Origin of the sequence: Cognatundibacterium rivi, assembly GCF_018139565.1 — a bacterium.
GTDB lineage: Bacteria > Pseudomonadota > Gammaproteobacteria > Burkholderiales > Burkholderiaceae_D > Undibacterium > Undibacterium rivi.
In genome coordinates this window covers 676,838-691,000 of record NZ_JAGSPK010000002.1, presented here as the reverse complement: position 1 = coordinate 691,000, position 14,163 = coordinate 676,838, and the positions used below count along the sequence as shown (strand labels likewise).

Below are 14,163 nucleotides of genomic sequence, written 5' to 3'. Positions count from 1 at the left end.
CTGTTTTTTTAGCGGGGGGCTTAAGCTTACAGCGCGGCAACCTGTTCGGTATGCGTTGTTTTTGCTTTGGCTTCCGTTGGTTCGGTTTTTATTGCCGGTGCCGCTTCCAGTGGTCGTGGTGACGGTGCCACGGTCGCTGGTGCGGTAAATGTTGTTGGTACTTTCTTGCCGGCAGAAACGTCTTTCAGGCGTTTATATTCGGTCAGAACGCGTGCGCCGTAGCCAGAATCGGAGTCAAAAGCACCTGCGCCAACGTACATTTTCAGGCCAGCTTCGACAGAGCCCGTACGGGAAACATAGTCTTTCAGAATCAAAGCGCCGACTTTAATATTAGCGACCGGATTCAATGCTGCTTTGACGCCGCCCATATCCTCAAATTTTTCATGATGAACTTTGGACATTACCTGCATCAGGCCTTGTGCGCCGACAGGGCTTTCCGCGAACGGATTCAGACCAGATTCAATTGCCATCACTGACAGAATCAGCAAAGGGTCAAGCTTGATTTCTTTGGCTGTCAGATATGCCGCTGACACCAGCATATTAGTTGCATCACTGGCGACGCGGTAACGTTTTGACAACCAGTTAGTCACCCATTCCTGCTGACGTTGATTGCCGAGCATTTTTGCATCTTCTTCCGCGAATCCTGCGGTATGTACGTTGGTACTGGTATTGACCTTGCCAGGTGCTTGCATCAGCATCGCAAGGCTTGGTGGTGGTACTTCTGCTTCGGCTGTGGTTTCGGTTTCAGCGAAGGGGGACAGATTTTTAAATTTGTCAGCCAGTTCAGGTTTGATAAACATCATCGCCAGCATAGCGATGGAGGTGATACCGAAAGCCATGAACAGATGGCGCATGGAAGTGATAAAACCGCTGGTAGTATCTCGTGCGACTGATTGCAGCGCAGCGCGCTTTTCTTGCTTAGTTAAACTACTTTGTTGTACAGCTAAAATAAAACGTTGAAACATATTACCTCCTGAATATACGCGTCGCAAAAAAGCCGAACGACAAGCCGTTTGCAAATTTATACTTTCGCGAATCAGAAACATCGTTTTCGTCGCAAGTTGCGATCGGAAAACGCCGGAGCTGTTTATCAAATTAAGTCCGTCAGACTTGGTACTGGAGTGTCCAGTGATAAACAACTATTTTCGGGGGAAGGCAGACGCCTTTTGAAAACAATCCTTACAATGTTGTGTGGGGCCCGATCCCCGTGAATGATGTTACCGATATTGGCGAAACTTTCCTTGTATCGAAAGTGGCGGAAGTTTTGACTTCTGCATCAAGTTGGGCGAATTGTAGGGGCGGTTTTATATCGAGTCAATACTATCAAAGTTGTTTTATATAACTTATAGGTATAATAAAATCTACCGCAATGCAGCAAAAATCAATAAAATCAAGCACTTGGCGAATTAAGCTTGATCATCTGATTCAGACATGTAAAAAAGCGAAAAATGATTAAATATTCTGATTTGAGAGATTTTATTTCTCAGCTGCAACGAATCGACGAGTTAAAGCAGATCGATATCGAAGTTTCACCTCATCTGGAGATGACTGAAGTCTGTGACCGCACCTTGCGTGCCGAAGGCCCAGCGCTTTTATTCAATAAACCAAGCGGCCACAGTATTCCTGTATTAGCAAATTTATTCGGCACGCCGCGTCGTGTTGCGCTCGGTATGGGAGCGGACGATGTCAGCGAATTGCGCCAGATCGGCCATGTGCTGTCTGCGCTAAAAGAACCGGAGCCGCCAAAAGGCTTCAAAGATCTGATGGGTATGGGCTCTCTGGTCAAGGCGGTGTGGGATATGGCGCCGAAAGAAGTTCGCGGCGCTAAATGTCAGGAGATTGTATGGGAGGGAAATGATGTTGATCTTTCCCGACTGCCGATCCAGCATTGCTGGCCGGGCGACGTTGCGCCGCTGATTACATGGGGATTGGTGATTACCAAGGGGCCGAATAAGAAGCGCCAGAATCTGGGTATTTATCGTCAGCAGGTGTTGGGGCGGAATAAGGTGATTATGCGCTGGCTTGCTCATCGTGGTGGCGCGCTGGATTTTCGTGAGCACTGCATCGTTAACAAAGGAAGGCCTTATCCCATTGCGGTGGCGCTCGGTGCTGATCCTGCGACGATTTTGGGTGCAGTCACGCCGGTGCCGGACAGCCTGTCGGAATACCAGTTTGCCGGTTTGCTGCGTGGCAGTCGCACCGAGCTGGTGAAGGCAATCGGCAGTGAATTGCGGGTGCCGGCTTCGGCAGAAATTGTGCTGGAAGGGCATATCTATCCGGATGAAAACCATTCATCGGGTTACGAGCATGCACTGGAAGGGCCGTATGGCGACCATACCGGCTATTACAATGAGCAGGATTGGTTCCCAGTATTTACGATAGACAGAATCACCATGCGTCGTGATCCTATCTATCACTCGACCTATACCGGTAAACCACCGGATGAGCCCGCGATACTTGGCGTCGCTTTGAATGAAGTGTTTATCCCGTTGCTGCAAAAGCAGTTTAGCGAGATCACGGATTTTTATCTGCCACCGGAAGGTTGCAGCTATCGTATGGCGGTCGTGCAAATGAAAAAATCGTATGCAGGCCATGCCAAGCGTGTCATGTTCGGTGTCTGGAGCTTTCTGCGTCAGTTTATGTATACCAAGTTCATCGTGGTGGTGGATGAGGACGTGAATATTCGTGACTGGAAAGAGGTGATCTGGGCCATTACCACGCGGGTTGATCCGGTGCGCGATACCACGCTGGTCGATAACACACCTATCGATTATCTGGACTTTGCCTCACCAGTCAGTGGGCTGGGCGGGAAAATGGGGATAGATGCGACCAATAAATGGCCAGGCGAAACTGATCGCGAATGGGGAACGACCATCACGATGGCACCAGAAGTCAAACAAAAAGTGGATCAGATCTGGCAACAACTGGGACTGTAGATAAAATCCGGCGCAGGCGATTCGCAAGTCGTTTTATTAGATGGTGTAAACGGATGACTGAGTATTCATGCGCCTGCTGGCTGCATTCTGGCTGATGATGCGCGTGAAACTTAGGTCTTGCCAATCCGGTCTTTGAATGCAGCGCTGCGCCGCCGGAGCTTAGTGTTTTATCTCGTAAAAACGCCGCAACGATCAACAGCTTACTGTTTGATGGTTGCGGCGTTTTCTTGTTGCAGGTGATTAAACGGCGCACTACTTATTTGCCGCCATACTGAAACTCTATTTGTATCAGGTTTTTGCCGTATCAGGCGGCGTTCGCGTAATCTGGTTTGTCATCTTTATCGTCGACGCCGATGTTGAGTATGAATGATGTAATTACATTTATATACTTGTCGCAGCGGTATGGCGAAGCGCGTTAAATCGAGTATGAAATACTGGAATTCGTGGTGTGAATGTGAGTCTTGTACTTATAGAGCATCTCATTTGAAAAATGATGCGGATTAATCCCGCTTCGGCTATAATGCTCGCTGGCGGGCCCCTGCGCATTGCGGCATGGCCAATCTGGTCAGGTCGGGAACGAAGCAGCCACAGTCATTTACCGCAAGTGCCGCAGATCAGGCTCGCCAACCTTCCTCAGTTTTTCCTCCATCTGTTCCCCCCTCTTTTATCTTCACTTTTCGCCAGTACTGTTGCGTTCCGCATCGTTCATTTTGGAATCGTTTTAATTTTAATTGCGCACCAGAATGAAAGCTGAAATCATGGTCGTCTCTGTCTCTCTTTCTGAAATGTGTATTTGAAATGAGTCGTACTCTTTATCCGATGACGCAAAGGTTTATTGCGTGGTTTTCTCGTCCCATTTTGCTGGGCGGATTGTTATTGTCTATTCCTGCCTTTTATTTGTTGCTGGCGGGTGAGACTGATGTGTACCGGAAAATTGGGCACGGGACATACATTTTTTCCGCGCTCATTATCGCTATCGATGTTTATCTGCAGTGGACAAAAAACCGTCATCGTCGCCGTCGTCGCCACGGCAAGCTGATCATGGACGCCATCATTATTGTTGGTTGTGTGCTGAGTGGCTGGCCGACCAGTGGCGAGTGGGGTGTGATTGAGTGGTTGCTGCGACTCTCTCTGTGCACCGTGATTCTGCTGAGAATGGCAACGCTGCTCTTACAGAAATTAAAACCCAGCCATCTGATGCAGGTGATTGGATTGGCTTTGTTAATGCTGAGCACCGCTGGCGCTGGTTTTTACTGGCTGGAGCCCAACGTAAACAGTTATGCCAATGGTGTCTGGCTTGCGTTTACAACGGTAGCAACTGTTGGTTACGGAGATATAGTGCCATCGACCCCTGCATCAAAAATTTTTGCGGTGTTTATTGTGCTGCTCGGTTACGCGATGTTTTCTATCGTCACAGCAAATATCGCAGCGCTGTTTGTGGGGGAAGAGGAAAAACTGTTCGAGCGGGAGTTTCATGCGGATATCCGGGTGCTGACGCGCGAAGTTCAGGCCTTACGTGAGGAGCTGCGTCAGCGGGATAAGATCATGTTGCATTTGCAGGAGCAATTGGATAGACATGAAGGGCGGGAATGATGGCGATCAGTTATTTAAATTTCCTTTGCCGCAGGCACTATGACGTGCAACGAATAGGGTAAAATCGCGGGATGTCCTATCAAGTTCTCGCCCGAAAATATCGTCCCAAAAGCTTTGACACGCTGGTGGGGCAAGAGCACGTGGTCCGTGCTTTAACGCATGCGCTGGAGCAGCAGCGGCTGCATCACGCCTATCTGTTTACCGGAACACGTGGTGTTGGTAAAACCACTTTATCCCGTATTCTTGCAAAATCTTTTAACTGCGAAACCGGCATTACCGCCAATCCTTGCGGTGTCTGTGATGCCTGTGTCGCCATTGATGCCGGCCGCTTTGTTGATTATATAGAGATGGACGCCGCATCTAACCGTGGTGTCGATGAAATGGCATCGCTGTTGGAGCAGGCAATTTATGCGCCGTCGAATGCACGATTTAAAGTGTATATGATCGACGAGGTGCACATGCTGACCAATCACGCGTTTAACGCCATGTTGAAAACGCTGGAAGAGCCGCCTGAACACGTCAAATTTATTCTGGCAACGACAGATCCGCAAAAAATTCCGGTCACGGTCTTGTCGCGCTGCCTGCAATTTAATCTCAAACAAATGCCGCCAGGCCATATTGTCGACCATCTGGAAAATATTCTCGGGCAGGAACACATCGAATTCGAACAGCCTGCGCTGCGTTTGCTGGCGCAAGGCGCACATGGTTCCATGCGGGATGCTTTATCTCTGACAGATCAGGCGATTGCCTATGCTGCTGGTAAAGTGAGTCTTGACGCGGTACAAGGAATGCTCGGTGCGCTGGATCAATCGTATCTGATCCGTTTATTGGATGCGCTGGCTGAAAATAACGGCAAAGCCTTGTTGGATGTGGCAGATGAAATGGCCGCACGCAGCTTGTCGTATAAATCCGCGTTACAGGATCTGGGAACCTTGCTGCACCAGCTCGCTATTGCGCAAATGGTGCCCGCTGCGGTTGCCGATGATTTGCCTGAACGTGAACAGGTGTTGCGTCTGGCGAATGTATTTAACAAAGAAGAAGTACAACTGTTTTACCAGATCGCTGTGCACGGCAGAAATGAACTGGCGCTGGCACCTGATGAATATGCCGGTTTCAGCATGACGCTGTTGCGTATGCTGGCTTTCCGTCCGGTGGATGGTGGTGTACTGACGCAGTCCGGCGGTACCGGTATATCGCCAGCTCCTCGTCCGGGTAATGGGATGCCTTCTGCGCCGGTAAGGGGAACTGTTCCTGCAACACCGGCGGCACCTGCAGCGTCTGTTAAAACGGCGGCGGTAAATGCTGCCTCCGCTCAGCAGAATGTAACGAATCTAATTACACCAGCAGCAGCAAACCTTTCTGCCGCAAGTGTAGCTGCGCCAACGGTGACTGGCGGCGTTCCGGCTGCAAAGCCGATGAGCCCTGCAATGGCAGCCCTGGCAGCTGCGCGCGCGGCTAGCGCAAAAGCCGGATCAACGACAAAACCCGCCGCAGCAAAGCAAGAGCATGATGCTACTGCATTGGTCACGTCTTCAGTTCCTGTTCCTCCTGTTCCTCCTGTTGCTTCTGCATTTCCTGCGCCAGTTTCTGCTGAGGCGATTACCCCCGTTGTAGCTCAGCCAGTTGCGCCCACCGCCGAATCTGCACCGGTGCGGACGCCGACGACTGCCAGAGCCGCGCAGGAAATGGAGCCGGTCGGCATGGATGATATGCCACCACCTTGGGATGATGATGTCTGGCAGGCGTCCACATCTGCCCCTGAGTCTGCGACCAGTCCGATTCCGGCGCGAAATTTTCAACAAGCCAGCGCCGTTGAGTCTGCACCATCAGTCGCCGTTTCAGAAGCGCCAGCTGTCGTGGTTCCTGCAGTGACGACTGTGGCAAACGTTGAACCGGCATCGATGGATCGCACCTTATGGTCAGGTCCGGTTCCCGAACTGGCATGGGATGGCAACTGGCCAGTTCTGGCGGCGAGCCTGCCTGTGCGCGGTGTGGCGCAACAACTGGCGCAGCAAAGTGAATTGATTCATTGCAGGCAAGATGGCAATGCGTTCGTGTTTGAACTGCGCGTTCCATTGTCGACCTTGTTGTCCGCAGGCAGTGTTGATAAGTTATCTGCCGCCTTATCTGAACGTTTCAGTAAAAACGTCAGGGTGGAAAGCAAAATCGGCGCAGTGGAGCTGACTGCCAATGCAAAAGCGGTTGCTGATCGAGAAGTCCGGCAACAACAGGCTGAGCAGGCAATACAAAACGACTCTTTCGTGCAAACCCTGATGCGCGAATTCGGCGCAACAATTGTGACTGGCAGCGTGCGGCCTGTCTGATCTGGTTTGTTCATTCTTTTTTCCTAATTCATTTATTTCCTTACTTTTCAGGAGCAACTCTTATGATGAAAAATCAACTCGCTGGCTTGATGAAACAAGCGCAGGCTATGCAAGACAATATGAAAAAAGCCCAGGATCAACTCGCTCTGATCGAAGTTGAAGGTCAGGCCGGTGCCGGTATGGTGAAGGTGGTCATGACATGTAAAAACGATGTGAAGCGCGTGACTATTGACCCATCCCTGTTCGGCGACGATAAAGATATGCTGGAAGATCTGGTCGCTGCTGCGTTCAATGATGCTGTGCGTAAGGCAGAAGCGACATCGGCTGAAAAAATGTCAGGTCTGACAGCTGGGATGCCTTTGCCTCCTGGCTTCAAAATGCCATTCTGAGCGTGAAAAAAAACGGTAGCCTGGAACATCTGGCGGAGGCCCTGCGCCGCTTGCCAGGCATAGGGCCGAAGTCGGCGCAGCGCATGGCATATCATCTGCTGCAACATGACCGTGAAGCCGCATCCGGGCTCGGTCATGCCTTGCTGAACGCTGTTGATCGTATTCATCACTGCGCTTCCTGTAATACGTTTACCGAGATCGACATCTGCGAAACCTGTCAGGACGCCGAGCGCGACGACAGTATGTTGTGCGTCGTCGAGACGCCATCCGATCAGATGATGATAGAACAGACCCTGACATTCAAGGGAATGTACTTCGTGCTGATGGGGCGTTTGTCGCCACTGGATGGCATTGGTCCGAAAGACATCTATCTGGAAAAATTAATCGCACGCGCGACTAATGGCATAGTGAAAGAAGTGGTGCTGGCGACCAATTTCACCAACGAAGGTGAGGCAACCGCGCACTACATCAGCGAAACCCTGAAAGCACGCGGTCTGAAAGTCAGCCGTCTGGCGCGTGGAGTTCCTGTCGGTGGCGAACTTGAGTATGTTGATGCCGGCACAATTGCCCGCGCCATGCTCGACCGGCGCATTACCTGATGTGAACGCAATGCTTGTAATGCTGATGCAAGTTTTCTCCGGACACTGAAACTGACTTCCTTTTACATTCTTTTACCTCATGACGCAGAATCGTAAGGGTCCTCTGGCAGGTATCAAAGTTCTTGAACTGGGCACCCTGATCGCGGGGCCTTTTTGTGCGCGTATGTTGGCCGAATTCGGGGCTGATGTGATTAAGGTTGAATCGCCGGATGGTGGTGATCCTCTGCGTCAGTGGCGTGTGTTAAAAGACGGCACTTCACTCTGGTGGAGCGTACAGGCACGGAATAAAAAAAGTATCACCCTGAATATGAAAAGCCAGGAGGGGCAGGATATTGCTCGTCGGCTTGCGCTGGATGCCGACATCATTATCGAAAATTATCGTCCCGGCGTGTTGGAAAAGTGGCAGCTGGGCTATGAACAATTGAAGGCGCTGAATCCGGCGACGATCATGGTGCGTTTGTCTGGTTATGGTCAGACCGGTCCGATGAAAGATCAGCCGGGTTTTGGTGCGATCGGTGAGTCTATGGGCGGTTTGCGCTATGTCTCGGGCCACGCTGACCGGCCTCCGGTGCGGGTCGGCATTTCTATCGGCGATTCAGTCGCAGCGCTACATGGCGTGATCGGCGCGATGATGGCTTTGCGCCACCGCGACGTCACAGGTGGTCGCTGGAATGGAAAAACCGGTGAGCACAGTGTCGCAGGACAAGGGCAGATGGTGGATGTCGCCTTGTATGAGTCGGTCTTCAATCTGATGGAATCGCTGGTGCCGGAATTTGATGTAGCCGGTGTTGTTCGCGAACGCACTGGCGGTGCATTACCCGGCATCGTGCCATCGAATACCTATACCACTGGTGATGGCGAAAATATTGTGATTGCCGGTAATGGCGACGCGATTTTTCATCGACTGATGAAGGCGATACAGCGCGACGATCTGGCACATGATCCGGCGTTGGTACGGAATGATGGCCGTGTGCCGCGCACTGCCGAAATTGATGCGGCGATACAGGATTGGTGCGCGACACAAGATATCGATAGCGCCTTGCAAATACTGAAGGCAGCGGATGTGCCAGTCGGCAAAATATACTCGGTGCGCGATATGATGAATGATCCGCAATTTCAGGCGCGCCAGATGTTTGAGCAACACCATTTCGCAGATGGCGAGGGAATTAAATTACCCGCGATTTCACCTAAATTATCAGAAACGCCGGGACAAACCGCGTGGCTGGGTTCTGAGCTTGGCGAACATAATCGCGAGGTATTGTCTGCGCTCGGTTACTCTGAGGCAGACATCGCAGAATTACAAAATAAAAAAATTATTTAAACGGAGACCACAATGAATCGTCAGTTCTGGAAGCAGTTCCTGATTGCCCTGGTATTATTTTTGTTGGGCTATTTCACTTTCAACAGCAAGTTGTTTGCAGCAGAGTTGCTGCCATTCGTGAGCGCTGTCGCAGGGTAAAAGCTTGCCGGAATCCGCGATGGTCTGAGTCAAATCAGCCGGAGACGTCAGCCTGAATTACGATGTTCAGAAATTCAGGCTGATCTGATGCAGTGCTTTGAATCTTCGGTCAGTCTCTTATTCAGTTACCTATAGCGTTTTGATATATTCACGGAACCCAGTCAGCAACATTTCTATCGACATTGCGGCAAGTATCAAGCCCATCAGTCGTTCAAATGCCGTCATGACATGCGCGCCCAACACGCGTTGCATGCGTTCTGCGCTCAGTAAAACGATCAGCCAGACTACCGCCACGGCAGTCAGCGCGCCCAGATGCACCAGCATTTCCTGATTATTGTCAGATGAAAACAGCAGCACCGTCGCTAGCGCGGAAGGTCCAGCCAGCGCCGGAATGGCGAGCGGCACAATGAATGGTTCGTGCTTATCCTCGGTATCGCCGAAAATCCCGCCTTCCTGCGGGAACACCATGCGCAGCGCGATCAGAAACAGAATGACGCCGCCACCGATACGGATGGAAATTTCTGATAATTGCAATGCGGTCAGAAAATTTTTGCCGAAAAACATAAACAACAGCAGCAAAATAAAAGCGATGCCGCACTCGCGTACGATCACGCGCCAGCGTCGTTCCGGTGAAACGTGGGAGAGCGCGCTGACGAAAATCGGCACGTTGCCGAATGGGTCGGTAACGATGACCAGAAGGATCAGGGTTTGAAAAAAATCTTGTGCCATGAATTACATTTTCTATTGAATAGTGAAACCAGAATATTCTGATGGTTGCGACCTGTGTCGCTGCGGTAGTGATGACAGGAACGGGGCTGCGGATGGTCAGTGTTGATCAGCTTGCCGCGACTTTTATGCTGCATCGTAAGCCGAATAGGCTCAATTTTCCTGTGCTTTGACTGTGGCTGTCAATCAAAGCAGCTGCTAGCGGGCAGTTTTGCCGGAAATAGAACTTTCGCACCAGAGCGATACAACATAATTAGCGTTACTATTACTCCCCGGATGGGCGCATGCCTGTCTTTTATTTTTTTGAATGTGCCTGTTTCGTCTTACTGATATAGACAAGCAGAGCTGTGCTGGATGGTATGAATCATGAGTGAAACAAAAGAACGCCCGGATACGCCTTGTGTGGCGGTCTGTTCCACGACTTTCGATGAAATTTGTCGCGGTTGCGGTCGCACTGTTACCGAAGTGGCGGACTGGGTGTTTATGAATGCAGAGCAAAAAGAAGTCGTCTGGCAACGTATTTTGTCGCAAGGATATCCGCGAAGGAATAGTTGAGACGGCAACCGAGGCATATTGATTAATCCTTGAGCACGCTTAATTTTAAAAATAAAAAATACTGAAAACGGAGACCCGGTAATGTCAGACATCAAGAAAACAGGGCGTCGCCGCTTTATTCTGGGCGCGGCGGGTGCGGCTGGGGCGTTGCTGGTCGGCTGGGGACTGATGCCGCCACGCCAGCGTTTGAATGCTGCGCATTCTTTGCCTGTAGTGAATGATGAAGTAGCGCTCAATGGCTGGATAAAAATTGCCAAAGATGGCAGTGTCACTGTTGCCATGCATCGCAGCGAAATGGGGCAGGGCATACATACGGCGCTGCAAATGCTGGTCGCGGAAGAGCTCGATGTCGCGATGGCGCAAGTCAAAACCATGCCAGCACCCATCGATAAAATTTACGGCAATCTTTCTATGCTGGCCGATGGTCTGCCTTTTCATCCTGATGATCACGGCTTGATCAAACAATTCGCGCAATGGATGACTTTGAAAACCGCGCGCGAACTGGGTTTGCAGGTGACGGGTGGTTCTTCCAGCGTCAAGGATGCGTGGTTACCTCTGCGTGAGGCCGGAGCGGCTGCACGTGCGATGTTGATTGCAGCGGCAGCGAAAGAATGGAATGTCCCAGCAGATCAATGCACGACCGCCAATGGTGTGGTGAAACACGCGTCCGGTAAGCAAAAAACTTACGGTGAGCTGGCGGGCAGTGCGGCTGAAACCAAGCCCGGGCAGATACATCTGAAAGCGCCTGCCGAATTTAAACTGATCGGTCATCCTGAACCGCGTACCGATGCTAAAGTCAAAGTGGATGGCAGCGCGCAGTTCGGGATCGATGCGCATCCGGCTGGCATGCTGTTTGCGGCATTGAAATTAAGCCCGGTGATCGGCGGCAAGCTTAAGCGCGTCGATCCGCAGCCGGTGCTTGCGATGCCTGGCGTCACGCATGTGGTGGATTTTTCTGAGGCCGTTGGTGAGGCAGGTGTCGCAGGTGTTGCTGTCGTCGCCAAAAACTATTGGACGGCGAAAACGGCCTTAGCCGCATTGCCGGTCGAGTGGGATGCCGGTGCGCATGCCCGGTTATCAACGGAATCCGTCTTCAAAGACCTGGCTGAAAAACTCGATAGCGAATCTGGCTTCACCTATTACAAACAAGGTGACCCTGAGGCGATGTTGGCGCAGTTTAAGGATGCGACCGCAGGTACTTCCGTTAAAACCATCAAGGCCGAATATCGCGCACCATTTCTTGCGCATGCCACGATGGAGCCGATGAATTGCACGGCGCAACTGAAAGACGGCAAGCTGGATTTATGGGTATCCACGCAGGTGCCAAGCATCGCCGTCGCGGTGGCGGCTAAAGTTGCAGGCATCGCTGCTGAACAGGTGCAGTTGCATATGTGCTTTCTGGGTGGCGGTTTTGGTCGCCGTTTAGAAGTGGATATGGTGGTGCAGGCGGTAGCGATTGCAAAGCAGACGCAGGGTTTGCCGGTGAAGCTGATCTGGAGCCGTGAAGAAGATATGGCGCATGACATGTATCGCCCCGCAGCGCTGGCGCGGTTTACGGCGGCACTTGATGCCAAGGGTAAGTTGCTGGCCTACGAGAACAAATCGGCGTCTGCGTCCATCATGCATCAGGTGCTGAAACGGACGTTTGGTTTGCCGGGGGCGGGGCCGGATAAGACGACGGCCGAAGGTGAGTTTGACATGCCGTATCAAATTGCACATCAGAAAATCGCCCATGTGATTGTGCCCACGCTGGTGCCGGTTGGCTTCTGGCGTTCGGTCGGGCACTCGCATAATGCCTTTTTTAAAGAGAGTTTTATCGATGAGCTGGCGCATGCTGCGGGCGCTGATCCGGTCGATTTCCGGCGCGATTTGCTGGCGAACCGCAAGCGTCATCTGACGGTGCTTGATGCGGCGATGAACAAGGCAGGAAAACCGGCAGCAGGGCGCGCGCATGGCGTCGCTTTGCATCAGTCGTTCGGCAGTGTTGTGGCGGAAGTTGCCGAAGTGTCGGTGCAGGATGGCCAGATTCGCGTACACCGGGTGGTTTGTGCGGTCGATTGCGGCATTGCTGTTAATCCCAATATCATTGCGCAGCAGATGGAATCGGCGGTTATTTTCGGTCTGAGTGCGGCGTTGTATGGCGAAGTGACGATCAAGGACGGCAAGGTAGTGCAGAGTAATTTTCACGATTACCCGGTGTTGCGCATCAACGAAGCGCCGCAGATTGAGGTCGTGATCATTCCGAGCGCAGAGCCGCCTGAGGGCATCGGTGAGCCGGGCGTGCCACCAATCGCGCCTGCAGTGGCGAATGCGGTATTCAAGCTGACAGGCCAGCGATTGCGCAGTTTGCCGCTGAAACTGGCCTGAAGGGCTTAAATATACTGGGGGGAGTATTTAAAAACCCCCTTTGTTTATAAGGACATGAAGGTGTTTTTTAGAAAAACAGGGGGGAGTATAGTAAAAGTTCACTTTTTTTGTTATTTTTAAGTAACAAATAATCATGTTGTCATGTTCCCGCTTTATACTGCTTCGCTTCGGCTTCCTTGCTTGTGCAGAGACACTCTCAGAGCGGATTTGCAGAATAAACCGAATTACCAGAATTAACCGAATTAATAGACAGGCTTATGTTTACTTCTCAATCGATTTCAGTTTTGCCAGCGGCATCTCGTCAATCCCGTCGTTCGCGTGGTTTTACGCTGATCGAAATTATGGTCGTCGTTGTGATTATGGGTATTCTTGCAGCGTTGGTCGTGCCTAAGCTGATGGGGCGTACCGATGATGCGCGTATCTCGGCGGCGAAGCAGGATATTTCCACCCTGATGTCGGCGCTCAAGTTATATCGCCTCGACAATCAACGTTATCCGACGACAGAACAAGGTTTGCAGGCCTTGATTACCAAGCCGACTTCCGGTCCTGCCGCGAACGGTTGGAAAACCGGCGGTTACATTGATAAATTGCCTAAAGACCCATGGGGCAGTCCGTATCAATATCTGTCACCTGGCATTAAAGGTGAAGTCGATGTATTTTCGCTTGGTGCAGATGGTCAGCCGGGTGGCGTTGAAAAAGACGCCGATATCGGCTCCTGGGATTTATAAACTCTGCATCGTTTCCCATTCATGACACTGCGAAGCAGGCAGCGCGGCTTTACACTACTCGAATTGCTGGTAGTGATGGTGATCGCCGGTCTGATGCTGGGCGCGGTCGCGTTTAATGCGATGCCGAGTCCGCGTCAGCGCGTCGAGCAAGATGCGAATCGTATTGCCTTGCTGTTGCAGCTCGCGCGGGATGAAGCCATTCTGCGCAATTTGCCGGTTGCATTTGAAGCGGATCAGTTTGGCTACCGTTTTCAGGTGCGTGAAGACAGGGTCTGGTTGCCGCTGCGCGACGACATGTTGCGTGATCGCGCATTTGAAGTTTCCCCGGTAGAACTGAGTATGGAGCCGCCGAGCAATCAGGCGGCAGCGGTACGGGTTGTGTTTGGCCGCGAGCCTGTCGATAAGCCTTTCATTATCACTTTACGTGTGCCGGATGGCAGCGTACGTATCCGTGCCGATGGCGTCGGACATTTTTCCGTGGAATGAG

At 51.6% G+C, this 14,163-nt stretch carries 13 protein-coding genes and 1 other RNA gene; 12 read left to right on the top strand and 2 right to left on the bottom strand.

The annotated features are described in order from the left end of the window. Window positions 1–26: 26 nt before the first annotated feature. Entirely contained in the window at window positions 27–965 is a 939-nt protein-coding gene (locus KDM87_RS07535) for a transglycosylase SLT domain-containing protein (protein ID WP_212678484.1), read from the bottom strand. A gap of 486 nt (window positions 966–1,451) precedes the next feature. Here KDM87_RS07535 and ubiD point away from each other — a divergent pair, with 486 nt between their 5' ends. The 8 genes from ubiD (at window position 1,452) to KDM87_RS17875 (ending at window position 9,300) form a co-directional block, all read left to right on the top strand. Further along, window positions 1,452–2,936 (top strand): 4-hydroxy-3-polyprenylbenzoate decarboxylase, encoded by a 1,485-nt coding sequence (gene ubiD, locus KDM87_RS07530; RefSeq protein ID WP_212678703.1) that lies wholly within the window; start codon window positions 1,452–1,454, stop codon window positions 2,934–2,936. A gap of 529 nt (window positions 2,937–3,465) precedes the next feature. Continuing rightward, window positions 3,466–3,564, top strand: an RNA gene (gene ffs / locus KDM87_RS07525) — signal recognition particle sRNA small type. A 170-nt stretch (window positions 3,565–3,734) separates the two neighbouring features. After that, on the top strand, window positions 3,735–4,529 hold the full coding sequence (locus tag KDM87_RS07520) for an ion channel (protein WP_212678483.1): 795 nt from the start codon (window positions 3,735–3,737) through the stop codon (window positions 4,527–4,529). A 71-nt stretch (window positions 4,530–4,600) separates the two neighbouring features. Further along, complete coding sequence (locus KDM87_RS07515) at window positions 4,601–6,853, top strand: DNA polymerase III subunit gamma/tau (RefSeq protein ID WP_212678482.1); 2,253 nt, start codon at window positions 4,601–4,603, stop codon at window positions 6,851–6,853. Window positions 6,854–6,915: 62 nt separating this feature from the next. Then, complete coding sequence (locus KDM87_RS07510; RefSeq protein ID WP_186883567.1) at window positions 6,916–7,242, top strand: YbaB/EbfC family nucleoid-associated protein; 327 nt, start codon at window positions 6,916–6,918, stop codon at window positions 7,240–7,242. A gap of 2 nt (window positions 7,243–7,244) precedes the next feature. Continuing rightward, window positions 7,245–7,841, top strand: coding sequence for a recombination mediator RecR (recR, locus tag KDM87_RS07505; RefSeq protein WP_212678481.1), 597 nt, complete (start codon window positions 7,245–7,247; stop codon window positions 7,839–7,841). 79 nt (window positions 7,842–7,920) lie between these two features. Continuing rightward, window positions 7,921–9,162: a CaiB/BaiF CoA transferase family protein gene (locus KDM87_RS07500; protein WP_212678480.1), complete on the top strand. Its 1,242-nt coding sequence runs from the start codon at window positions 7,921–7,923 to the stop codon at window positions 9,160–9,162. Between the two features lie 12 nt (window positions 9,163–9,174). Further along, window positions 9,175–9,300, top strand: coding sequence for a hypothetical protein (locus tag KDM87_RS17875; RefSeq protein WP_268977578.1), 126 nt, complete (start codon window positions 9,175–9,177; stop codon window positions 9,298–9,300). Window positions 9,301–9,429: 129 nt separating this feature from the next. Here KDM87_RS17875 and KDM87_RS07495 read toward each other — a convergent pair whose 3' ends face one another. Beyond that, window positions 9,430–10,029: a MarC family protein gene (locus KDM87_RS07495; protein WP_212678479.1), complete on the bottom strand. Its 600-nt coding sequence runs from the start codon at window positions 10,027–10,029 to the stop codon at window positions 9,430–9,432. A 363-nt stretch (window positions 10,030–10,392) separates the two neighbouring features. On the opposite strand from KDM87_RS07495, the gene KDM87_RS07490 reads away from it, so the two are divergent. The 4 genes from KDM87_RS07490 (at window position 10,393) to KDM87_RS07475 (ending at window position 14,162) form a co-directional block, all read left to right on the top strand. After that, on the top strand, window positions 10,393–10,581 hold the full coding sequence (locus KDM87_RS07490) for a DUF1289 domain-containing protein (RefSeq protein WP_186883563.1): 189 nt from the start codon (window positions 10,393–10,395) through the stop codon (window positions 10,579–10,581). A gap of 81 nt (window positions 10,582–10,662) precedes the next feature. Beyond that, window positions 10,663–12,948 (top strand): xanthine dehydrogenase family protein molybdopterin-binding subunit, encoded by a 2,286-nt coding sequence (locus KDM87_RS07485; protein WP_212678478.1) that lies wholly within the window; start codon window positions 10,663–10,665, stop codon window positions 12,946–12,948. Between the two features lie 257 nt (window positions 12,949–13,205). Further along, on the top strand, window positions 13,206–13,676 hold the full coding sequence (gene gspG, locus KDM87_RS07480) for a type II secretion system major pseudopilin GspG (protein ID WP_186883561.1): 471 nt from the start codon (window positions 13,206–13,208) through the stop codon (window positions 13,674–13,676). 21 nt (window positions 13,677–13,697) lie between these two features. Continuing rightward, complete coding sequence (locus tag KDM87_RS07475) at window positions 13,698–14,162, top strand: GspH/FimT family pseudopilin (protein WP_212678477.1); 465 nt, start codon at window positions 13,698–13,700, stop codon at window positions 14,160–14,162. Window position 14,163 lies beyond the last annotated feature (1 nt).